We start from the raw sequence: 23,248 nt of genomic DNA on the forward strand, positions 1-23,248 counted from the left end.
GCAGCAAATCAATCTGAGCAAGCAGGCGCTATAATGTGTGAATGTTTTTGTGAAGCAGGTATTGCTTTTCAACATCCTAGTCAGGGCATGTAGCAAGATCGGCATTGCACAGTTTTATGACAAAGTGAATTGCAGCTATTTCGTCCCGGCGGCAGTTTTCAGCTATTAAACGGAGTTGAGCATCACTAAGTGTTCAATGTGGCGTTTCAGCCCAGGCTTTTTAAAAGTGCCGGTAAATAGTATCAACTGACATGATCATCATTCACAAGAGTCACTCAGGCATGTTATTGATTATCGGCACACTGGCTGCAAACTTTAACTTTTCTTTTGCATATTCACTCTTTCAGCATAATCAAAAAAGCCCAGCGGAGTGGGCTTTGAGTACGGATTCCATACTATTAATCAGTGTCGCTTCTCATAATGATTGCCCGTACGAGCGTTTTTATACGTACCATACTTGTGAGAAGAGCCATGCCCACCAGCGTAATGACCACCGCGTGCAAAGCTGACAGATGGTGCCAGGAGAGCCAGAGTGATTAGAGCCACGATTGTTTTTTTCATTTATGATTTTTAAACCTTGCCATATGGGAAGACCCCATTGGCAATATACGCTTAAGTTTTGGAATAGGAATCCTGATAAAAAAACAGGTCTTTTCGCAGTGACTGGAATTTGTGAATGCTCAAATGATGAGCCGGAATCGATGGTGTAAAGTGTCTGGTTCTGGCAGATAAAACGGAAATGCAGAGCCGAAAAATGCGTATGATAATTAAACGCAGATAGCTGGCTGGTTCAATTAAAGACTTAGTTATAAAAGGAATTATTTGGCATGGATTACGGCTATTGGTTCACTGTAATTGCAATTTTTGTCACTGGGCTTGTAATGGTTATGCAAGCAATCAGTTATTACCGAACTGGTGTCTACACCAAGACTTTCAAAGGCACGTCCAGATGCGAGCTTATCAAGAGGGCTGACCGGCCTCACGCATACTGGTTCAATCTTAGCTTGCATATGCTCGCTGGTGTTGGAGGGGTTTACTTCAGTCTATGGTTTTTGCAATTCGATCCAACAGTGAAGGAGTGGTATGAGGCTCTTATAGAGTCCCTGTCGCACCGAATTTTGATGTTATTTTCTTAAAACCCGACCCGCTCCGGCAGGTTTTTTATGCCCGTAAATTGAGGTTCCTATGGATGTTAAGGCTTACCGTGTAGCCGTGCGGCTGGCGCTGGATGACCAGATTACGCGCAACCTGCTGCAGGTGAGCCGTGATGCGATTGAACTGAACAAGAAGTTCCTCACCATCACCAGGAACATTAAAGCACTGACCAGTGCGGCACGCGAGGCGACATCTGCGCTGCGGGCACTCAATCGCTCCCTCAATAATATGTTCTCTGGTGCGTCACGCGGCGCGCGTGAGTATGCCGGTGCCATCCGCGAGATTGCCTACCAGACACAGCGCATCAACCGGGCCTCCCGTAATGTGCCACTGCTGGCGGGCAGCTACGGTGCAGCCATAACGTTGCCCGTTCGGGCTGCTGCTGGTGCCGCGGCTGCAGGGGGCAGCAGTGGATATGGGAACCATGGCGGAGGACCTGCGCTGCCTCCTCCTGCAGGAAACAGTCGCTGGTGGCATGGCTGGAATAACGGCGTCCCTCCTGGTGGATGGGGTGGCTCTGGCCACGGCGGTGGTAATGGCCGGCCACCAGGTGGAGGCTCATATTCAGCCGGTATGACCAATCTGGCCACCGGCTATCTGGGCTTCAGCATGCTGAAGGGTTTTGTTGACGAGGCTGCCCGGTACCAGACCATGACTGAGAAGTTCAGACAGTTCGGCATGAGTCAGGCGACCACAGAGGAAGCAATGCATTTTGCCGAAACCACGTGGGTCCGTGGCTCATCGGCTACTGACATGCTGAAGTATCTGGTGGAGGCGCAGGGCGTATTCAGCGAATCCGGCATGAAGTCTGTGGATGAGCAGCTGCGCGCGGCGAAACTGGCTGCCCCCGTGCTGGCGCGTGTCACATTCGCCTCACGCGTTCTGGATGAGCACCAGCGCGAAGCCACGGTTGCGAAGCAGATGGATATGCTGCGCTTTACTGAGACCGCGGGCGGCCTGAAAAGCCCTGAGCGGATTAACCGACTCATTGACGCTGCCTTCCGCGCAATCCAGTCCTCCGGGGGCAATGTCGATTTCACCCAGTACCGTCAGTTTATGGCCAAAGCCGGCACTGCTGCGTTCGGTCTGAGCAATAAAGCGTTGTTTGCCGAGCTTGAGCCGATTATCGGCGAGCTTAAGGGCAGCTCAGCGGGTGATGCGCTGATGACCGCTTACAACCGGTTAAACGGCATTATCAAATTACCTAATCAGGTCACGCATGACCTCATGAAAATGGGTATATGGGATGCCAGCAAAATTGAGCTCAACGGCCTGGAAGGCATAAAGCGCTTCCGTGGCAACCCGCTTATCAATGCTCAGCTCTTCAGCCAGTCGCCGGTTGAATACTATGAAAACGTCATCCTGCCCATCTATCGCCGTAATCATTGCACAGAAGAACAGAAGCAGCGTGAGAATGCCCTGATATTTGGGCGGACTGGCGGCAAGATGTTTAATCTTATTGACAAACAGCTTGAGACTATCCATCACCGTACCGACGCCTATGGCATCGTACGGGGACTGAATGACGCTTATGGTGTGGTCGGCGGCACCTATAACGGTAAGAAAATCGACTTTCAGAAAAAGTGGGAGAACCTGCAGCTGGTGATGGGCAGGGATGGCGGCATGCTGGACACCTTCACACAGGGGCTGGATAACGATGCTGATTATCTGGTTTTCCATGTATTGTTATAGGCCAGAACTTGACTAAGAAGGAGTAAGACTTGTCACGCGATATCGGTATTTACATAGCTAAAAAAAACTTCCCTCCTACTTCTCTTCTTAGGGATTCAATCATTCATGCAGGGTTTCCCTGCGTACTGGATGATGAATTTGATCCTTTAACGTTCAGCGGCTTCTTACCTTGCCCTGTTAATGGTTCAATTTCAGGTTTCGAGTATTATGTACATGTAGTGGATAATGATGGTGAACTTAATGAGTTAAATGCTACCTTCGTTCCGGATTTAGCAATTGTTTTATCAACAGGCAGATATGAACTTGAGTGGGTCTCTGCCTTAGCGACGGCATCCTGTATTGCAAGTCTTGCAGGAGGGCTTGTAGTTGATTATTTAACTGGTAATCAATACTTTGCTGATGATGCGGTTAAATGGGCTAAAGCTGAAGTATCGAAAATACAATAGTAGACTGTTAGGGTTCAGTCTTTCGTAACCTGCTACCAATGGCACTGTCAGTTCACGCTGTTATCGCTGGAATCTACGCCGAGATTGCTACTGTTTCCACCATTGTTAGCATAGCCGCTATTCTGGCAACCTACATACCCTCCAATAGCACCTGGAACTCCGCCATAAACAGCCCCTTCAGCAGCCCCGGCACCCGCGCCTGCTACTACCCCTCCAGGGCCGCCAGCGAGGCCCGTGACACCGCCACGGATAGCACCGGCCACAGCACCACCCGTTGCACCGTTAACACCCCCTTCAATCGCGGCGTTGGTGCAGTTTGAGCCTTCGTAACCTGAGTTAGCATTACCGCCAGAGACGATATTACTTTCATTTTCGGTCAGTTCTCTAAGCATGTCATTTATCCTCTTTTTGAAACTAAATTTGTTACTATCACGTTTGAGATAATTACTGCTACAGCAACTATTAATGAAATGGATAAAGAAGGATGTGAAACGTAAAAAGCACTTTTCGAAATGAACTTAACAATTACAGCTGTAATCGCAACGCAAAAAATTAAAGTAAGTATCTTCTCTTGGATAACTGATTTCATAGTCAAGTCCTCATATTCGCGTAAATAGTATTAACAAAAAGATTACACACAAAGAGTAATTAGTTGACAATATGGCGACGTTTTGAAAGAAATGCATACAAAATGTTAACGGTATTTTTTGGAAAGCTTAGTGAAAAAGCTTTTACAGCGTTGATTTTTATGGTTATTTATTAAATTTAATTCCAGGCTGGCCCCGTCTTTCTGGAAAGTGTCGCAATATTTTTTGTAATCATGATGACGGGAGATTATCAAATGCGGTTCATATTAACTGAATCTTTCAGGAACTATGAATGTCCGCTCTAAATCAAAAGCGAGCGTTTCCGAAGTGAAGTTTTGTTGCTCTTACAGACTGCAATCATGCGCTTTCAAAAGACTTATGTCATACATGGCTAATTGAAACGATTATACCAAAGCCGATCAACAGCAGGCTGAATGAATACTTTTGGATTCGCTGCAAATGACGGCTTTTCCAAAAAGCGGCCATACAAAACGATTACTCCCGCCGAATCACCTCTAATGATTTTGTAAATGCGCAGAGAAAAAATTTATGGGTAAGGTAAATTGTCCGCTTCTCGCTCTTTGCAGACTAAAGCAGTAGTAAAATTTGCGACGGAATAAATAACCTGCAAGCCATCTATTTATTCTGCGGGGTGGGTTTTGCGTTGGTAAGCTATCATTGGAGCGGCAATTTAACGGAAGGCATAAAAAAACCCGCGTTACACGGGCGTAAAGTTGTTCAATTGGGGCAAACCATCTATCAGCCCTGGCTGATAACACGGAGGATACACATAACGCCATTATTAGGAAATAGACGTTCAACAATTTATTTCGATTGACTCAGGTTGCAAAGTCAGCTTCGGATATCATGCCTTTAGGATGGCCTCATAACGACCGTCAGATAAAAATTCAGCGCCATCAGACCCTTTACAAATCTGTTGTAAGCTTCGCCTTGATCAAACCTGCCAACTGCAATTACTGTTTATCCATACAGTATTAATCAAAGGGGGAATTATCATGCCACGCGACTACGAAATCATGATGGCTTTCAGGCAGGCGATTAAGCGCGATGCTGAAGGCCGATTCACCATCAGCACACTCGACTTTGTAAAAGAGCCTGGCCAGATGAACTGGCATTACACACTTAACTCTGCGAATAAGTGGATAGAGACACACACGACACCGGCATATGAAAGCGGGCGTGATGCTTGGTGACTTCTTCAGCCAGGGGGTGGCTCAGCTAAGTCTGTTTGACGAATATCAGCCGCAGGCGAATAGCGAAGCTCTGATGCGGGTGATTGATGGGCTCAACCAGAGCGGCAAGGCCAGTCTTTTTTTTGCAGGGCAGGGTATCCAGAAATCCTGGTCAATGAAGCGGGATATGCTTTCACCGGCATATATCACAAGGGTTTCGGACCTGCCGGTAGTGTGATGATTATTTCGCATTTTCACGTGTGGTGGCATGGAGATACGCAATAGTTTATTACTGCCAAAACAGGGTGGCTCAATCTGTTTGTGGCTTTCGCCCTCTGTCATGCCTGGTTCACTGGTCCAATTATCGCGCATCATGAGACAGTCGACGGACCGGGGCGTAAGGGGATCATTTTGCCGGGAAACGTTACTGCCACGATTGAAACGGCAAATGATACGTAAGGTTTACAATCTAAATCTGGTGACTTCGCCATAGATTTCAAAAGTGTACATAGACATGTACATGATAAAAATCAGTTACAAAAGCCCGCCCAAAAACCCTCGAATTACCAAGCATGTATGCGCTGTGCTGTTATAGTTGCGCTTTATATGGGAGGAACCATGAGCGAACTGATTGATATTTTTACAAGTCATAAAAGTGAACGCAGTTTCACTGAGCAACCTGTCGATGAAGCGGTACTGGATCGTATAATTAGTACCGCTTACCGCGCACCAACATCAGTAAACTCGCAGCAGGTTTCTGTTGTCATTACCCGTGATGCCGGACGTCGTGCCGAGATCGCTGCCATCGCGGGCGGTCAGCCGTGGATCGCCAAAGCACCCGTGTTTATCACCTTTGTGCTGGATATGCATAAATCAGCGGTCGGCATGGCCGCTGTCGATCAGCAGCAGATCGCTCATCAGAGTATTGAGAGTATCGTATCGGGTTCAACCGATATCGGCATTGCGCTGGGGTCAGTGATGGCCGCGGCACGTGCAGAAGGTCTGGGCATTGTGCCGATTGGTGGTATCCGTCGCGATCCGCAGGCAATGATCTCACTGCTCAATCTTCCACCGATGACCTTCCCGGTTGCCGGCGTGGTAATCGGTCACGTTGACCAGCCCGCTCACCAGAAACCACGTCTGCCGCTGGCCACTTTCCGCCACGATGAGACCTACCAGACTCAGGGTCTGGAGCAGCAGATTGCGGCTTATAATGAAGAAATGGTTCAGCACTGGAAAAACATCGGACGTGATGACGGTGAGAGCTGGAGCGAGAGCGTCAGCGGTTATTACAAGAACATCTATTTCCCGGCTGTACTGCCCGCACTGCTGAAGCAGGGTTTCGGCACAGATAAATAATTAACTCTTTGTTGAGTGAAACGCAGGGCCACTCGCACACCGTTGCGGGTGGCCTTTTTCATTTTGTTACTATAACGAAATGTGACTTTCCAGGTTGTAACACATAATTTCCCTGTTAACCGAAGCGCAACTGCCTTTAACACTTACTTTCCAGGGAAATTACATGTCTCAGCGTTCACTTTATGCGCTCTGTTTAATGAGCTTTTTTCTGGCCGATGTCCGCGATGGTCTGGGGCCCTTTCTGGGGATATTTTTAACGGAACGACACTGGCGACCAGACGAAATTGGTCTGGTGATGACCTGTGGCGGAATAGCCGGATTACTTGCCACCCTGCCTGCGGGCATCGCTGCCGATGCAACCCGCCATAAAAAAATGATTGTGCTGCTGGGCTGCCTTGTCATCACCGTTGCCACGCTGCTGCTGTGGTACAGCAATCAGACATGGACGGCGATGGTCTCACAAATCGTGGCAGGTATTGCGGCGGCCTTCATCGGCCCGACCGTTGCGGGAATTACCCTGGGTCTGACCGGTCAGCGTGGTTTTAACCATCAGATGGGACGCAACGAAGCCTTTAACCATGGCGGTAATACCATTGCTGCCTTACTGGCGGGTTTCTCCGCGTGGTACTGGGGAATGGGGGCGGTTTTTATTCTGATGACCGTGATGGCGGTTTTCGCGGCCTTCGCGACGCTGGCGATTCGCGGTGACGAAATCGATAACGATGTGGCGCGTGGGTATGAAAAACAGGAAGAGCGACAGCCTGCGCTCAACTTATCGATGCTGATACGTAAACCCGCGCTCATGATAGCTGGCGTGACGTTACTGCTGTTTCATCTTGCCAATGCCGCGTTGCTGCCAATGCTGAGCATGCGCGTTGCTTCGGCTGGGGGCCAGGCGGCAGTAAGTCCGGGGCTGTATGCGGCGGCAACGGTGGTGATTTCACAACTGGTAATGATCCCGGTTGCGCTGTGGGTGTCAAAGCGCGTTGAAACGCAGGGTTATCGTCTTTTCATTATGGTTGCGCTGATGATTTTACCGCTGCGCGCGGTGATTGCGGCAGGTTTTGCCGAGCCGATTTTTGTTATTCCGGTTCAGGTGCTGGATGGTATTGCGGCTGGAATTCTCGGTGTGGCGGTGCCTGGCTACATTGTTACGTTGATGCGCGGCACGGGGCATGTTAACGCCGGACAGAGCGTCATTATGCTGATGCAGGGTGTAGGTGCTGCGTTGAGTCCTGCCATGACCGGCATGATCGCCGCACGTTATTCCTATAGCACGGCGTTTGCGGTACTCGGAGCGATAGCGCTGGCCGCGCTGATTTTATGGTGGCGTACCGGCAGTTCACACGCCACCCGTCTTGCCTGATCGGGCACAAAAAAGGCTGCCCGTTGGGCAGCCTCTCCTGGCAAATCCGTTTGCGACCATCCGTTATTTATACAGTTCTGCGGTCATGTGAACACGGTTATTGGTGTTCGCTTCCGTAATTTTGTACTGCGCGCCCTGTTCCTGAGCCTGAGCAGCGATTTTAGATTCTGCGCCATCCAGTGTGGATGAGGTCACAGAAACAGTCTCAGCAAAGCTGCCAAACGAGATCATTGAGAGTGCAGCGATAGCGGCGATAGAGAGTGCTTTTACGTTTTTCATGGTCATATTCCTGAGTGATGAATGGGGAGGGTGTCTGCCTCCGATGGGAATAATACTAACTCAGGTTATCATATCGTTATTAACTATTAGTGCGGCAATGGTGATCATGCTAATTGTTTGTCTGTGAGTCAGAAAGCTCCCGTGCCGTTTCCATGATTAACGTCCTTAACCAGCGATGGGCTGGATCGCTGCGATAACGTGTATGCCAGCCCATTTCCACAGGAAACGTGCCGAGATCGACAGGTGCGGGAACAATTTTGAGTCGCGGATCCCGGGAAAGGTGCTGACAGATCAGACGTGGCAGGGTGGCGCAATAGTCTGTGACTGCAATCATTTCTGGCACGGCGAGAAAATGTGTCACGGATACGGCAACCTGACGACGCAGACCGCGCTGTTCAAGCGCCTGATACAATCCTGCACGCATACGTCCAGGTGGCAGAACATTGACGTGTTTAAGCTGCTCATACTGTTCGGCACTGAAGCTATCGCCTGCAAACGGATGATCTGCGCGTAATACACAGGCCAGACTCTCATTCATCAGGTGCTGCACCACCAGATTATCGGGAGGATCAACGATTCGACCCAGCACCATATCGGTGTTGCCGGAAATTACGCCGGTTTCGGTGACGTCATTGCCAAAAGGGGTGAGGCGAAGCCTGACATTAGGTGCTGAAGTCCGCAGGCGAGCCACAATGGCAGGCATCATGATGAATTCAACGTAGCTATTCGGTGCGAGAGTAAATAGCCGTGTGGCATGCAGGGGATCAAAATCCTGCTGGCCCAGAATCACTTTATCGATGGATGACAACGCCGATCCAACCACCTGAGCCAGCTGTTCGGCTTTTGGCGTCGGGCGCATCCCATAACGTTCACGAATAAATAGCGGATCGTTGAGTGTCTCACGAAGCCGGTTCAATGCATTAGATAGCGCCGGCTGGGTGATACCCAGTCGTTCTGCTGCGCGAGTAACGTTACGCTCTTCCATCATGACCAGCAAAACTGGCAGTAAATTCAAATCGTATTTCATTGAGCTATAATGCTATGTGAATAGCTGAAATTGAAGAGATAAATTTCATAAATATTCTTAAGCCCGCCATGATTAATGGGTCACGCCGTGACTGGCGGCTTACACGCAGATTTTGAATATTCTTACACCTGAAACCGACTGACTGTTATATGGAGCGTAAATGAAAATTTTAATGGTTTTGACCTCGCATGATGAGTTGGGTACCACTGGCAAGAAGACCGGTTTCTGGCTGGAAGAACTTGCCGCGCCTTACTATGCCTTTCTTGATGCGGGTGCTGACATTACGCTGGCGTCGTCAAAAGGCGGACAGCCGCCACTTGATCCAAAAAGTGATGAGCCCGATTCTCAGACCGATGAGACCCGTCGCTTCCATGCTGATTCTGCTGCTCAGGCTGCGCTGGCTTCGACTGTCAGACTTGATACGGTGAACCAGGATGCATTTGATGCCGTCTTCTATCCTGGCGGTCATGGACCGTTGTGGGATCTGGCAAATGACAAACACTCCATTTCATTGATCGAACAAACGCTGCAGGCTGGCAAACCGGTTGCACTGGTTTGTCATGCTCCCGGTGTCCTGCGTGATGTGAAAAATGCGGATGGCACGCCTCTGGTTAAAGGCAAAAAAGTTACTGGCTTCACAAACAGTGAAGAAGAGGGCGTTGGCCTGACGGACGTAGTACCGTTCCTGGTAGAAGATGCATTAAAACAGAATGGCGGTATCTACTCACGTGGCGATGACTGGCAGTCCTACACGGTTCAGGATGGCCTTCTGATTACTGGTCAGAATCCGGGTTCATCGGCTGAGACCGCAAAAGTGTTGCTGGCAAACCTGAAAAAATAAAGCAGGTTTTGGCATACACTGGTTGAGGGGCGCCTGCGGGCGCCTTTTTTATTACCGCCGTGCGTGGAAAATAAATAGTGACCTGCTGAATTATTTATATCGAATAGATTAGGCTTCAATTATTCTTAACCTTTAGAGGAAATCTGCGGGCTTGTGCAGAGATTAAATAATTAGTAAACCCTTCTACTGCAGATATAAACATGTCTTTAATAACAGTGTTGACATCGTTTTTTATATGCGTAAAGTAGAACTCATCAGCGGCATGAAGCAGCCCTGATACACCAGAAACCTGTGGTGTTAAGCGTAAAAGGTGTCGACGAATATTGGTTTAACATCGTCGGCGGTTCTGTTAAACATTGTTCTTTGAAACTAAACATTAGTTAATGATAACCCTGTTAAATGGAGTCGAAGTAAGTTTTAAGGTGTTGTAATATGTAGTTTGCAGTATCGCGTCGCGATGATGTAAGGCCTCGTAGTTCTGAACGTTACGTTACGACAGGATACGATTGCGGTTTAAACGTCGTAATGAAAGTAAGGCAACGCATCAAAGAGTATATATCGCGATGGGGGTGTACAGATTTATACGGGCCTGACCTGTCTTTGTCTCCTGAAAGACTATCAGGTGGTGAAAACCGCTAATGGTAATGACATTTTTCTTTCGTGATCATTATTATCCGCAGGATCTGTTCATAAATAGTAGTATCGAAGCAGTACCTTTCAATTAAGTTAGTTAATGGTAAACGTTAAATCTGTCGTACCTTAAAAGCCCTGGCTATTTCAGTCAGGGCTTTTATCATTTAGTGCCTCTGATATCAGCCCCCGATTTTAAGACTCAGATGTACACAGTCTTTCAGACTAATGACGACGACCCGTCAATTCATTTATCTTCAACAATGTATGACAGGTTTGAGAGGCTCTGCTTTATGTCTGGATGAATTCAATTCACTTGCGGTTTTATCAAATAAATAAAAAACGGTCCCCGATTTTTTATTTATCAGAAATATTTCTGGCAGCATATGGCAAAAAAAAGAATCTGCGCCATAGTCTAAATTCACTGACCTATTGTGCTAAAGCCTGTTTTTGACATTCATCCGTGCATTTCAAATGCGCTTTTTTAACAGAGGTTAACATGTCAGGAGAATCTCCAGAGAATATCGCCAGCGATCTGTCTGAGTTCATTGGCACGCATTTTGTTTATACCTATGATAATGGCTGGAAATATGAGTGGTATGCTCGCAATGAAACTACCTGTGACTACCGTATCCATCAGGGATTGGTAGGTGGTCGGTGGGTAACCAACCAGAAAATGCACGCGGTGCAATTTGCGCCAGGCATCTACAAAGTTGACTGGCATGAACCTACCGGCACCTGCGTCAGTCTGTTGTTTGATTTGAATCGCACTCTGCTTCATGGAACGATCTTCTTCCCACAATGGATTGCGGGGGAAGGCCAGCATCCGGAGAAAACCATCTGCTATCAGAATGACTTTATCGATGATATGCACCGCTTCCGCGATGAAGGTCCGGCCTATCCGTACGTAATTATTCCTGAGTTTGCGAAAGTGACTTACATGAAAAACGAAGGGCCTGATAACGATAGCGTAATCAATCAGGCACCTGGACAGATGCCGTCTGATTATTTTGATAATAAGTAACTAAGCCGTCTACCCGCTCACTGCGAGCGGGTAGCGTCTGCCTGACGCGCCAGCGTGCGGGCCAGAATAGATGAGTAGAGTGGTTTTCCTCCCAGGAACTGTGCCAGTAGCGTAGCGCCCAGACAGGTAATGATCATCGGCAATATCAGCTGATAGTTATCTGTCATTTCCAGTACCAGCACAATGCCGGTGAGTGGTGCTCTTACCGAAGCCGCGAACAGTGCGCCCATCCCTGCGATAGCAAAAGTACCCGCATCAAGATGGTAAAACGGAAACAGATCCGTCATTGCCACCCCAAATGCTGTACCGAGTAGTGTCCCTAATGCCAGCATCGGGGCAAAGATACCGCCGGGTGCACCTGACCCAAAACAGAGCAGAGTCGTTATCAGCCTGACCAGGAAGATAACCAACAGCAGGGTGAACGGGAAGAGACCATGAACCGCCTGGGGAATCAGTTCAGAACCGCCGCCTGCGCCTGGAGCGAACAGAAGAGCCAGAATGCCGCAACCCCCGCCCAGCAATGCGCCTGCCAGTACCACACGTGCCGTTTTACCCGCGTAAAAGCGGGCAAAAAGATCCTGCGTGATGAATATCAGACGGTTAAATAAGACGCCGACCATACCGATAACCATACCCAGTATCAGATAGAGCCACAGCGTCTGCACTGGCGCATCAGCCAGCTTGCCAACGGAGATGACTGCCTGTTCGCCGTTGAAATAGCGAAACACGATGCTCGCCATAATGACGCCGGTAAACACGGCTTTAATCGAAATCAGGTTATAACGAAACTGCGGGCGCATCTCCTCGATGATAAACAGGATGCCCGCCAGCGGTGCATTGAAAGCAGCAGCCAGACCGGCGGCCGCACCGGTAGCCAGCAGCGTATGTCGGGCTTCATTACTGCGCATTCCCAGAATATCAATGACCATGCGTCCTATGTTCCCGCCCAGCTGTACCGTTGGGCCTTCCCGGCCCAGCACCATTCCGGCACCCAGCGTGCCCATGCCGCCAAAGAATTTCACGGGAATGACCCGCCACCACCGCACAGGTCTTAGCTCTTCAAGCGCCCCTTCAATTTCAGGAATGCCCGAGCCACCCGCTTCGGGAGCATAACGTCTGACGAGAAAATAGCCGACCATCGCCAGCAGAGCCGAGATGGCAAAGGCAGTGGCGTAGAGTATCCAGCCTTGTAACTGCCCTGAAGTCAGCGTGTCGGCACGCCACTGCTGGATGGTTTCAACGGCGCGTGCAAATGCCACGCCTGCCAGGCCAACCAGCGAACCGACCAGCGCAGCACAAAACAGCATCGCCAGCGGCGTTTTATCACGATAGAGAAGGGCGCGGAACATCCGGCTACGCGCTGCAATGGAGCGAGGAACATAAACCGGCTGCGGTGATTCTTCGTTCATTAAGACATTCTTGTTTAAACAAACCAGCGTGCCAGTTTACTGAGTGGTAAAGTGAAAACAAACGCCAGGATCAATTTCGCCTGAGGAAAAGTGTTACTCGGTTTGTGGTGGACAAACCACTTGTGCCACGCGTTCGCGATAGGCTGGATTGTCCTGATTTTTCAGGGCCTGCACCGCTGCTTTTAATGTTGCCTGATTCTGTTCCATGTTCTGTTTATCGTTGATAAACGTCTGCCGCAATTTTTCATCAGATACGGCGGGCAATATCTGACACTTCTGGCGCAGATCATCCGTTATTTGCTGCTGCCGCAGAGCAAACTTCAGGGTGTCATACGGCGCGGCGACCACAACCAGTGGGCTTAACAGCGGCAGAATAAAAAGCGTATTGCGGATCACGTTCATGATGATCTCCTCACTGCTGAATCAATAATGGCCGTTCAGCAGCTTCGATTGGAATAAATCGCATTGAGTGATTAGTCTGAGCACAGCACCATCAACCGGTGGCGGTCATATCGCCACGGCTGACGCAATAATCATAGCAATACTGGCGCAACAGGGAGCTGATATGCAGCCACATTCCACTGAAATTCTCACCACTGACTGCTGTATTGTGGGTGGTGGTCCTGCGGGATTAATGCTGGGCTATCTTTTTGCCCGCGCGGGACTGCGTGTCATAGTGATCGAAAAGCACGCCGATTTTCTGCACGATTTTCGTGGTGATACCATCCACCCCTCGACGCTGGAAATTATGCATCAGCTCGAACTCCTGGACGCTTTCCTGAGGCTACCGCATCAGCGTGCTGAAAAGCTGGAGGCGGAGATAGCAGGAGAGAGCATTACAATGGCTGATTTCTCACGTTTGCCGGTTCAGTGTCGCTTTATTGCCTTTATGCCTCAGTGGGATTTCCTGAACTACATGGCAGAACAGAGCATCCGCTATCCCGGCTTCAGTCTGCTGCAATCAACGTCGTTTGAGTCGCTGAAATATGAGAATGGCACGGTCAGTGGCGTGACGGCTTCTCGTGGGAATCAGCAGCTGCATATCACATGTAAACTGGTGGTCGGTGCCGATGGCCGCCATTCCCGTGTGCGCGAAGCGGCCGGGCTGACGGGACAGGAATTTGGCGCAGCGCGCGATGTTATATGGTTCCGCTTAAGTAAGCAGCCACAGGATCCCGACATTGGGATGGGACATAAAGGACCCCGTCAGAACTTTATCGTTATCGATCGCGGTGATTACTGGCAGTGCGGGCTGACTATTCCGAAAGGAGAGTTTGAAGCGAAACAGGCTGCCGGACTCGACGCGTTTAAAGCAGAGGTTGTGGCACTATCACCTTTTGAAGCGACGCGCATGGCAGAAATCGAGAGCTGGGAGGCGTTTAAGCTGCTGTCGATACGTATTGACCGGCTGGATAAGTGGGCCAGACCCGGCGTGCTCTGTATTGGTGATGCGGCTCATGCCATGTCGCCAATTGGCGGGGTGGGTGTAAATCTGGCGATTCAGGATGCAGTTGCGACGGCCAACCTCCTGACGGAATCCCTGAAGCGGGGTGAACTGCAACTGCGCGATCTGGAAAATGTGCAGAAACGACGTCAGTTCCCTACCGTCGCCACGCAGTTTCTTCAGATTAAAATGAGCCGCAACAAAGCAAATAGAAAACCCTCGGGCAGTAGCAAGATTCCTGCGATTATCCGTCGCCTGCCATTCTTGCGTTTCGTGCTGGGACGCCTTATTGGTCTTGGCTTCAGGCCGGAGTCGCCACAGGTTGCGCGCGTGAAAGAAGAGCGTTAAATGGTTTCGACAGCGATCATATATCGTGCGACACTGTTTCGCTGTGAAAGTACTGTCAGATTGAGCCGTTATTTATCTGATAATTGGGCGTTAATTGAGCATTTGTAAGCTAAATTATTTCGATTTTTGCGCCTGCATAAGAGAGGTTTCAGTGCATAACGAGCAAAACGGCAGCGACGTAAAACGTCTTAGTGCAATTAAGGCACTTTTGTCACCAGATGAAGCACGGGACAAAGTGCTGGAGAGATTTGTTAATCTCGCCAGCCAGGTGCTGGGTATTTCAGGCAGTTTTATTTCGATTGTTGACGACCACAATCAGTATATTAAAGCGTCTCGTAACTTTGATCTTAAGCAATCGACCCGCGATGAGTCTCTCTGCCGCCATGTTATTGATGGTGAAGGGCACCTGGTCGTGTATGACACCTTACTGGATGAGCGCTTTGTTACTCACCCGTTTGTTAAAGGCGACCCGCATATTCGCTTTTATGCCGGCGTTTCGCTGCAGAACCTCGACGGTGCCGTGCTGGGCACACTCTGTGTAACTGATACGCAGCCACATCCCTTTGCGGATGACAAACTCGTCACGCTGCGCTCACTGGCTACGCTGGTTTCCTCTTTTCTGGATGCCTGGAATAACGCGGGTTTTGCCGACGTTATTACGCATCTGCCGAATCGTCCCCGCCTGATTCGTGATATTCATCAGCTGACCCTGACCGCGCCTCATAGCCGTTTTCGCCTGATTCTTATCGACTGTCTCGATATCATTCGCGCTTATGAACTTACGCGCGCGGTAGGCGTTGCGCCGATGGAAAAACTCCTGAAGCAGATGGCGCAGGATGTCGCAAACCGGCTCAATCTGCCGGAGAATGAAACACTCTATTCGTTTGCACCTGGCCGTTTCGCCATCGTTCAGCCCTATTCGGATCGGTTTACAGCACACAATATGCCCGACCTGTTTAAAGGCATGAAGGCCGACCTGGCGGAAAACATTACGCTCGATCTGAATGTCTTTACTGGCGAAACAGAGTTTGTTCCGGGCCAGATGAATGCGAATGAAACGATACGTCAGGCCGTGAGCGCGCTGCATGAGGCCATTGATGAAAACATCAATGCAATGTCGTTTGACGAGAGTTACGACTCGCGGCGCACCGATGATTTTATGATCATGAACGATCTGGCTCAGGCGCTGAATAAAGATGAAGAGCTCTATCTGGCCTGGCAGCCTAAAGTGTGCCTCAGAACTGGTAAGACGGTCGGGCTGGAGGCGCTGATTCGCTGGAATCATCCTGAGCGAGGTGAGCTCTTTCCATCCGAATTTATTCCGTTAGCGGGTAAAACCAACCTGATTTCCGATCTGACCAACTGGGTTATCGATCACACCGTTGAACAACTGGCGCGCTGGAATCGCGAATATGATCTGATTCCGGTCTCAATCAACGCCAGTGAGCGCGATTTCGCCAGGCCCGATTTTGCCGATGAGCTGGTGGCTAAACTCGCGGCCGCTCAGTTGCCTAACGCTATCCTGGGCATTGAGTGTCTGGAGAATGAACTGATCACCAAAAGTGATGTGGCGATAAAAGGGCTGGAAGCGCTGAAATCTCACGGTTTTGTGATCTCACTGGATGATTTCGGCACCGGTTACAGCAACATTAGCTATTTGCAGGATATCCCGCTGGATGTGATTAAAATTGACCGGTCACTGATCTCGCGTATGGGTGAGGATGACGCATCGAAAATCATCGTCAGATGCATTATCCAGATGCTGAAAGAGCTGAATTATACCGTGCTGGCTGAAGGCGTCGAAACGGAAGCGACGCTGGGATTACTGAAAACCTACGGTTGCGATCAGATTCAGGGTTACTTCTTCTCAAAACCTCTGCCCGCCAGTGACATTGAACACTGGTTGTTTCAGAAGTCTCATTAATAACCTGCCCGCAGCGCTCGCTGCGGGCGCTTATCACTCACTGCCGATAGCGTAGCGCTGAACCGGCGTGATGCCTTTAATCAGCTTGTTATCAAACAGAAATTGCTCATAAGCCTGATAGCGTGCACGATCCAGTTTTGCCGGATCGGCGGCGAACAGCGGCAGCGTGGCACGCCATGCCTGATGGTTTAGCGGTGTATTCAGCTCAGGATGCTCGCGGGCAAAGATCAGCCAGTTCTCCTCAGGATGCGCCTGCAGCTCCGCATTTCCCTTCTTCAATGCCCGCAGAAACTTCTGAATCTTCTCCGAGTGCGCCTCGTCACGGTTGGCGACGATAATCAGCTCGTCATAAGCGGGAACACCATAATCCTCGACGTTAAGCACCACGGGTTCTTTGCCGGCAAGTTTCAACTCCAGCGCTTCAATATTGCGATAGCCGCCGATAACCGCATCTACCTGGCCGGTCATCAGGGCACTGGTGAGCTGAAAATTAACGTTAATCAATTTGACCTGATCGGCTTTGACGCCGTCATGGGCCAGCATGGTCGCCAGCGTCGCCTGTTCAATACCACTCACTGAATAGCCGATGCGTTTACCTTTTAAATCCGCCGGTTTTTTTACCGTTTTGTCTAACGTCATCAGTGTGTTCAGTGGCGTGTCAATCAACGTGCCGACCCGCATCAGTGGCAATCCCTGATCGGCGAAGAAATGCAGCTGAGGCTGATAGGTAATGGCTAAGTCCGCCTGCTTTGCCGCGACCAGACGTGGCGGCAGGGCCGGATCGGAAGGCGGCACGATATTTACCTCCAGTCCTTCAGCGGCAAACGCGCCGGTCTGCTGCGCCACCATAATTGGCGCGTGATCGGGATTGATATACCAGTCGAGTACCAGCGTCAGTTTTTCCATCGCCTGAACCTGAGTGGTTAAGGTGGCGCTGAAGAGCAGGGTTAACAGGGGCAGTTTAGTCATGGGATTTCTCATTTTAAGGGTCATCAAATTGTCTCAGGAGCCCAGCTAATCAGGCGGCGCAGCAGGCGATCGATAGTCAGCCACAGGGCGAGGGTCATCAGCACCAGAATGAACAGGGCAGCGAAACAGAGGTCGCTCTGCATCCGGGCATTGGCATTCAGCATCACGAAACCCAGCCCTTCCGCTGAGCCGACCCATTCGCCGATAATTGCCCCTATCGGCGCGACGGCCGCCGCCATCCGTAACCCTGAACCCAGCGCAGGCAGCGCCGCTGGCAGCCTGACATGGCGCAGTTGTGCTGAAGGGGAAGCGCCCATAGTGCGAGCCAGGTCAAGGTAGCCGGGCGTAACGCGGCGCAGGCCATCAAAAAAGCTGGAGGTTACCGGGAAGAAGATCACCAGCACGGCCATCGCGACTTTGGCGCTCATGCCAAAGCCAAACCAGAGAACCAGCAGCGGAGCCAGCGCAAATACCGGAATCGCCTGGCTGGTGATCACCAGCGGCATCATCCAGCGCTGTAACCACGGTGAATAGGTCATGCCCAGCGCCAGCACACCACCCAGCAGCACGCCGAGCGCCATGCCGCTGAGGATCTCGGTCAGGGTAATCAGAGTGTGATAGCTGAGATAGTCAGCGTTCTGCCACAGCGCAATAGCGACTGCAGCGGGCGAGGGCAGCAGAAAGGCGGGAATACAGGTCAGCGTGGCCAGCCACCATGCTGCAATCAGACCGGCAAACAGCGTAATTCCACGACGCAAACGTACGAAACGTGTGCTCATCTGGCTATTCCGCTTAGCTGTTTCAACAGTGCGGCCTGACTTCGTATTAAGCCGGCGTCCTCGGCTGCCCTTGGCGGCAGGCCCTGTAGTGGTGGAGAGGCTTCGATTCCCGCCGCACCGATCACCAGCAGGTGATGACTGAGACGACAGGCTTCGGCGGCATCGTGGGTGATCAGCAGCACCGTGTGACCGACCAGCACCTCCGCCGCCAGCATCTGAATCTCATGACGGGTCAATGCATCCAGCGCGGAGAATGGCTCATCCATTAACACAACAGGCTGACGCGTGTAGAGAGTGCGGGCCAGCGCAGCGCGCTGACGCATCCCGCCGGAGAGTGTAGCGGGCCGCGCGCGGGCGCTCTGGCTCAGCCCAACCCTTGCCAGCAGATACTGCGCCCAGTCGCGATCGGCTTTCTCGCCTTTCAGCCGACTGGCCAGGCAGACATTTTGCTCAATCGTCAGCCACGGATAGAGCAAATCCTGTTGCCCCATCCAGGCGATGCGTCCGGTCAGCGGAAGGCCATCGCTGCCGCTAATCTGTCCCGAACTGGGTGGCGTAAGACCGGCAATGACACGCATCAGGCTGCTTTTGCCTGCACCGCTGGCACCCAGTAACGCCGTAAATTTACCCCCGGCGATCTCCAGATCAAGCTGACTGAAAAGTTGTTGCTGACCCAGCGTAAGGCTGAGCTGGCGAACTGAAATACCTGGCGGTGTGGCATTGCACAGCTGGCTCATGGTCTGACCCGAAGATCGGCAGCGTGATCTATCCCCATTTGCCAGAATGCCGCTTCCAGCCGGGTCGCAGTGGTGAAAATCTCCGCCAGCCGATCAAAACGTTGTTCTCCGGCGCGCTGCTGAGCCAGCGTTTCAAAAAGTATCAGTGACGAGCCTACCCCGGCCAGATAGGCTTCATCGCCGTAATTTTCAATCCATTCGGCGTAAGGGTTGCCCTCAATGCGCGTCGCAGGATCATCCAGCAAAGTCAGGCCGATTTCAGCGTAACCGGCAACACAGGGCATCAGCGCCGTTATGAGCTCCAGTGCATCGCCGGTGTGACCGGCATCCAGCACATAACGGGTGTAATTGAGCGTTTCCGCTGCTTCGGGTTCGCGTGCCATTGTTGCCTCGCTGATGCCCCATTGCTGGCAGTAAGCGAGGTGCAGCGGCAGTTCACCGATAATCGCGTTAAGTGATGCCGTAGCGCGTCGTAGAGCGTCAGGCTCAGAGAGTTTGCTGATCAGCAGACCCCAGGCACGGGCGAAGTGGAGCAGGAACAGATAATCCTGGGTGAGATAGTGACGGAAGGCGGCAGGAGGCAGCGTACCCTGACCGAGTTGCTGCACAAAATCGTGCCTTACATAGGCGTGCCATTGCGTGCCCGCCTGCTGGCGCAGACGACCATAGAAACCGGTCTCGAAAAGCGGATGTGACATGGGATCTCCATTAAAAGGGAGATCCGGGCATACGGTCTGGAACAGGGGATAGTGCAGGAAATGAGACAGAAAATCTGCCGACCCGTCCCTTCGCTGGCATGACCCAGATCAGGTTCAAAGGGTTCGGCTTTCGCCATCTCAGCCCATGACAGGACACCCCTCGGAGACATTCGTTATACGATAATTAGTGCCTGAGCACAACGGATGCGTCAGTGTTATGCTCAGGCACGTTTGCTACGCGACAGTGCATTCAGATGTGCTTTTTAAGTGACAGTGTCACTCAAGATCTGCGCCATTACTGGCAATCACTTTCTTATACCACCAGAATGATTTTTTACGCGTACGCGCCAGCGTGCCGTTACCCAGATCGTCGCGGTCTACGTAGACGAAACCGTAGCGCTTGCTCATTTCGCCGGTCGAGGCGGCAACCAGATCGATACAGCCCCAGCTGGTATAACCCATCACCGGTACACCATCTTCAATGGCGTCGCCCATCGCGCGGATATGTTCACGCAGATAGCTGATACGGTAATCGTCATTAATCTCGCCACTGGCGTCGACTTCATCGCGCGCGCCCAGGCCATTCTCCACCAGGAAGAGAGGCTTCTGATAGCGGTCATACATCATGTTCATCGTGATACGTAACCCCAGCGGATCGATGCCCCAGCCCCAGTCACTGCGTGGCACATGGGGATTGGTCAGGGATTTCACCACGTTGGCGGCGCTACTGTTCTGCTCGTTCATCTCTGCCGACGCGCAGCGTGAGGCGTAGTAACTGAATGAGACAAAATCGACGCTGTTTTTCAGAATGTCGGCATCACCGTCAGCGATCTCCAGCGTCACCCCTTTTTCATGGAACACGCGGGCAGCGTAAGACGGATAGGCACCGCGCGCCTGCACATCTATAAAAAAGAGGTTTTCGCGGTCTTTCTCCAGTGCAGCCCAGACATCTTCCGGTTTGCTCGACCAGGGATAGAAATTGCCGCCGGCCAGCATGCAGCCGACCTGATTGACCGGATTCACTTCATGCGCGATTCGCGTAACCAGCGCGCTGGCAACCAGTTCATGATGTGCCGCCTGATATTTTACCTGGTCTCTATTCTCGCCGGGTTCAAAGACCAGGCCAGCCCCGGAAAACGGACTGTGCAGCAGGATATTGATCTCGTTGAAGGTCAGCCAGTATTTCACCAGTCCATCAAACGCCTCGAAACAGCTTCGTGCGTAATGGGCAAAAAAATCGACCATTTTGCGATTGCGCCATGAGCCATATTCCGTGACCAGATGCATCGGGACATCAAAATGGCAAAGCGTGACCAGCGGTTCAATATTGTATTTCCGGCACTCTTCGAAGACCGCACGATAAAACGCAATGCCTTCCGGATTAGGCGTCAGTTCGTCACCGTTAGGATAGAGCCGGCTCCAGGCAATTGAGGTGCGGAACACGCTGAACCCCATTTCGGCCATCAGCGCAATATCTTCCGGATAGCGGTGATAGAAATCGATAGCGTCATGACTGGGGTAGAACTCGTCGTCACGCAGGGCAAAACGTTTTTCCAGACCCAGTTTAACCGGCATCCGGTTTGGGCCATGCGGGATCATATCGACGGTGGTTAAGCCCTTTCCGCCCTCACGAAAACCACCTTCACTCTGGTTAGCGGCCAGCGCGCCGCCCCATAAAAACCCTTGCGGGAACCTTGAATCAGACATGCAATCCTCTTTTTTGGGTCAGCCTGACCCTTTTCCTAATGGCTATTGATCGCGTTAGCGCGTTCGGTAGCAGGCGCAGGTTGCGCAGCGCTTTCGGGTTCTGTCTCAGGAATATCCTCGAAGCCTAACAGTAGCGTCAGCACGAATGACAACACCACCGAGAGCACCATGACCGCACCGACCCAGACAATACTCATGGGATTGGTGGGATCGAAGAACTGTACGCTGGTAAAGAGGCCGGGTGAGGCCATCGAGTGGCTGGCCAGCCCGCCAATGCCCGCAACCGCGCCACAGATAAAACCACTGATCAGACAGGCGATCAGTGGGCGTTTCAGGCGCACTGCAACGCCATACAGCGCCGGTTCTGAAATCCCTGCGATAATGGCTGATGCCGCAGCTGCCAGTGCGGTCTGGCGCAGTTCACGGTTTTTAGTGCGGAACGCCACCGCCAGCGACGATCCGCCCAGCGACAGGTTGGCGCCGATCTCTGACGGCATCACCATGCCTTCTTTGCCGGTTTCGGCAATGGTCTGGATAATGGTTGGTGTGAAAACCCGGTGCATACCGGTCATCACCAGCAGCGGCCAGAGAGCGCCCATAATCGCAACCGAAAGCCAGCCAAGGTAGCCATGGACGGTGTAGACCAGCGCGGAGATGCCGCTGCCGATCCAGATACCAATCGGGCCAATCAGCACAATCGCAATGGGTGCCGCAATCAGCACAATCAGCATCGGTTTCAGGAAGTTTTTAGTGACCGCAGGGGTGATGCGATCCACGCCTCGTTCAATGTGTGACAGGATCCACGTCATCACCAGCGCCGGGATCACCGTATAGGTGTATTTCACCGCGGTGACCGGTATGAAAGCGAACTCGACCGGCTGACCCTGCGCCGCTTTTGCCATCAGCTCAACAAAATTGGGATGGACCAGAACGCCGGCAATGGCAATCGCCAGCGACATATTAGTTTTGAACTTCAGCGCCGCTGAGGCGGCAACCATGATCGGCAGGAAGAAGAATGCCCCGTCGCCAATGACGTTGAGGATCACCAGCGTTGATGAACCTTTTTCAAACACGCCCGCCATATCAAGAATCATCGCCAGCAGTTTCACCATGGACCCACCAATAATGGCTGGGATCAATGGCGACATGGTGCCCACCAGCGCATCCAGAATGCCTGCGCCAATACTTCTCAGGGTAATTTTGCGTTTCACCGGCACAGTCGAAGCTGCGCCGGGCGATCCCAGTTCCAGCACCGCCTGGTAAGCCTGCGATACGTTATTCCCGATGATCACCTGGTACTGGGTATCGTTGTGTACCACGCCCATGACACCTGTGATGGCTTTAAGACGTGGATAGTCGACCTGTGTTTGATCCTTCAGGACAAAACGCAGGCGGGTCATGCAGTGAGTGACGGCTTCGATATTGGTGAGGCCGCCAAGCGCATCGACAATGGCGCGTGACACCTCGGCATAGTTCATGGGCATGATCGCTCTTCTCTGTAGGGTAAATCGGTCAAAATTTTTATGTTTTTAATGCCTGCAAGCAGACAAATAGGAAACCGGTTTCACAAAATCATGAAGGTCTTTACGTTCGGCGACAAGAGTATAAATCGGGCAGATTTCTATTTTGTGAAG

General features: G+C 51.4%; 20 protein-coding genes, 1 pseudogene and 1 riboswitch. Of the genes and pseudogenes, 10 read left to right on the top strand and 11 right to left on the bottom strand.

The genetic code is table 11. The features are described 5' to 3' along the window. Nucleotides 1-1,185 precede the first annotated feature (1,185 nt). Both IAI47_RS19515 and IAI47_RS19520 read left to right on the top strand, forming a co-directional pair. Complete coding sequence (locus IAI47_RS19515) at nucleotides 1,186-2,847, top strand: hypothetical protein (protein ID WP_008924578.1); 1,662 nt, start codon at nucleotides 1,186-1,188, stop codon at nucleotides 2,845-2,847. A gap of 29 nt (nucleotides 2,848-2,876) precedes the next feature. Then, on the top strand, nucleotides 2,877-3,293 hold the full coding sequence (locus IAI47_RS19520; protein ID WP_008924579.1) for a hypothetical protein: 417 nt from the start codon (nucleotides 2,877-2,879) through the stop codon (nucleotides 3,291-3,293). 47 nt (nucleotides 3,294-3,340) lie between these two features. Here IAI47_RS19520 and IAI47_RS19525 read toward each other — a convergent pair whose 3' ends face one another. Continuing rightward, entirely contained in the window at nucleotides 3,341-3,685 is a 345-nt protein-coding gene (locus tag IAI47_RS19525; protein ID WP_008924580.1) for a hypothetical protein, read from the bottom strand. A gap of 1,211 nt (nucleotides 3,686-4,896) precedes the next feature. Here IAI47_RS19525 and IAI47_RS19530 point away from each other — a divergent pair. The 4 genes and pseudogenes from IAI47_RS19530 (at nucleotide 4,897) to IAI47_RS19545 (ending at nucleotide 7,798) form a co-directional block, all read left to right on the top strand. After that, nucleotides 4,897-5,094 (top strand): hypothetical protein, encoded by a 198-nt coding sequence (locus tag IAI47_RS19530; RefSeq protein WP_003848181.1) that lies wholly within the window; start codon nucleotides 4,897-4,899, stop codon nucleotides 5,092-5,094. After that, a pseudogene (locus IAI47_RS19535) lies at nucleotides 5,060-5,311 on the top strand (DUF4113 domain-containing protein); the annotation flags it as partial. The gene IAI47_RS19530 and the pseudogene IAI47_RS19535, both read left to right, overlap by 35 nt. Before the next feature lie 380 nt (nucleotides 5,312-5,691). Continuing rightward, on the top strand, nucleotides 5,692-6,432 hold the full coding sequence (locus IAI47_RS19540; protein WP_008924582.1) for a nitroreductase family protein: 741 nt from the start codon (nucleotides 5,692-5,694) through the stop codon (nucleotides 6,430-6,432). A gap of 163 nt (nucleotides 6,433-6,595) precedes the next feature. After that, a complete protein-coding gene (locus tag IAI47_RS19545; protein WP_008924583.1) occupies nucleotides 6,596-7,798 on the top strand; it encodes an MFS transporter in 1,203 nt (400 codons plus the stop codon). A gap of 63 nt (nucleotides 7,799-7,861) precedes the next feature. On the opposite strand, the gene IAI47_RS19550 is transcribed toward IAI47_RS19545, so the two are convergent. Both IAI47_RS19550 and IAI47_RS19555 read right to left on the bottom strand, forming a co-directional pair. After that, complete coding sequence (locus IAI47_RS19550; RefSeq protein ID WP_003848189.1) at nucleotides 7,862-8,077, bottom strand: YdgH/BhsA/McbA-like domain containing protein; 216 nt, start codon at nucleotides 8,075-8,077, stop codon at nucleotides 7,862-7,864. A 109-nt stretch (nucleotides 8,078-8,186) separates the two neighbouring features. After that, nucleotides 8,187-9,104 carry a LysR substrate-binding domain-containing protein gene (locus IAI47_RS19555; protein ID WP_008924584.1) on the bottom strand — a complete coding sequence of 306 codons (918 nt, stop codon included), beginning with the start codon at nucleotides 9,102-9,104 and terminating at the stop codon, nucleotides 8,187-8,189. Between the two features lie 160 nt (nucleotides 9,105-9,264). Here IAI47_RS19555 and IAI47_RS19560 point away from each other — a divergent pair, with 160 nt between their 5' ends. Both IAI47_RS19560 and IAI47_RS19565 read left to right on the top strand, forming a co-directional pair. Next, nucleotides 9,265-9,945 carry a type 1 glutamine amidotransferase domain-containing protein gene (locus IAI47_RS19560; protein WP_187961295.1) on the top strand — a complete coding sequence of 227 codons (681 nt, stop codon included), beginning with the start codon at nucleotides 9,265-9,267 and terminating at the stop codon, nucleotides 9,943-9,945. Nucleotides 9,946-11,074: 1,129 nt separating this feature from the next. Beyond that, the gene (locus IAI47_RS19565) at nucleotides 11,075-11,599 is read left to right on the top strand and encodes a phenolic acid decarboxylase (RefSeq protein WP_003854933.1); all 525 of its coding nucleotides are present in this window, start codon (nucleotides 11,075-11,077) and stop codon (nucleotides 11,597-11,599) included. A gap of 17 nt (nucleotides 11,600-11,616) precedes the next feature. On the opposite strand, the gene clcA is transcribed toward IAI47_RS19565, so the two are convergent. Continuing rightward, nucleotides 11,617-13,008, bottom strand: a complete 1,392-nt coding sequence (clcA, locus tag IAI47_RS19570; protein ID WP_003854938.1) for a H(+)/Cl(-) exchange transporter ClcA — start codon at nucleotides 13,006-13,008, stop codon at nucleotides 11,617-11,619. A gap of 93 nt (nucleotides 13,009-13,101) precedes the next feature. Beyond that, a complete protein-coding gene (locus IAI47_RS19575) occupies nucleotides 13,102-13,410 on the bottom strand; it encodes a YicS family protein (RefSeq protein ID WP_008924586.1) in 309 nt (102 codons plus the stop codon). A 163-nt stretch (nucleotides 13,411-13,573) separates the two neighbouring features. On the opposite strand from IAI47_RS19575, the gene IAI47_RS19580 reads away from it, so the two are divergent. Beyond that, the gene (locus IAI47_RS19580) at nucleotides 13,574-14,800 is read left to right on the top strand and encodes an FAD-dependent oxidoreductase (RefSeq protein WP_008924587.1); all 1,227 of its coding nucleotides are present in this window, start codon (nucleotides 13,574-13,576) and stop codon (nucleotides 14,798-14,800) included. Nucleotides 14,801-14,951: 151 nt separating this feature from the next. Beyond that, nucleotides 14,952-16,724 (top strand): EAL domain-containing protein, encoded by a 1,773-nt coding sequence (locus IAI47_RS19585; protein ID WP_008924588.1) that lies wholly within the window; start codon nucleotides 14,952-14,954, stop codon nucleotides 16,722-16,724. 33 nt (nucleotides 16,725-16,757) lie between these two features. Here the strand turns inward: IAI47_RS19585 and IAI47_RS19590 are convergent, their stop codons facing one another. The 6 genes from IAI47_RS19590 to ascF form a co-directional block, all read right to left on the bottom strand. Then, nucleotides 16,758-17,693, bottom strand: coding sequence for an ABC transporter substrate-binding protein (locus tag IAI47_RS19590; RefSeq protein ID WP_003854946.1), 936 nt, complete (start codon nucleotides 17,691-17,693; stop codon nucleotides 16,758-16,760). Nucleotides 17,694-17,716: 23 nt separating this feature from the next. Beyond that, the gene (locus tag IAI47_RS19595; protein WP_003854948.1) at nucleotides 17,717-18,472 is read right to left on the bottom strand and encodes an ABC transporter permease; all 756 of its coding nucleotides are present in this window, start codon (nucleotides 18,470-18,472) and stop codon (nucleotides 17,717-17,719) included. Then, nucleotides 18,469-19,209, bottom strand: a complete 741-nt coding sequence (locus tag IAI47_RS19600; RefSeq protein WP_008924590.1) for an ABC transporter ATP-binding protein — start codon at nucleotides 19,207-19,209, stop codon at nucleotides 18,469-18,471. The genes IAI47_RS19595 and IAI47_RS19600 overlap by 4 nt, the downstream gene beginning before the upstream one ends. Then, nucleotides 19,206-19,907, bottom strand: coding sequence for a thiaminase II (tenA, locus tag IAI47_RS19605; protein WP_003854952.1), 702 nt, complete (start codon nucleotides 19,905-19,907; stop codon nucleotides 19,206-19,208). Before tenA ends, IAI47_RS19600 begins: the two co-directional genes overlap by 4 nt. Nucleotides 19,908-19,975: 68 nt before the next feature. Then, nucleotides 19,976-20,078, bottom strand: a riboswitch (TPP riboswitch). 105 nt (nucleotides 20,079-20,183) lie between these two features. Next, nucleotides 20,184-21,614, bottom strand: coding sequence for a 6-phospho-beta-glucosidase (locus IAI47_RS19610; protein ID WP_008924591.1), 1,431 nt, complete (start codon nucleotides 21,612-21,614; stop codon nucleotides 20,184-20,186). 35 nt (nucleotides 21,615-21,649) lie between these two features. Further along, nucleotides 21,650-23,098, bottom strand: a complete 1,449-nt coding sequence (gene ascF, locus IAI47_RS19615; protein WP_003854956.1) for a PTS cellobiose/arbutin/salicin transporter subunit IIBC — start codon at nucleotides 23,096-23,098, stop codon at nucleotides 21,650-21,652. Nucleotides 23,099-23,248 lie beyond the last annotated feature (150 nt).

It is taken from the genome of Pantoea sp. MT58 (assembly GCF_014495885.1).
GTDB lineage: Bacteria > Pseudomonadota > Gammaproteobacteria > Enterobacterales > Enterobacteriaceae > Pantoea > Pantoea eucalypti.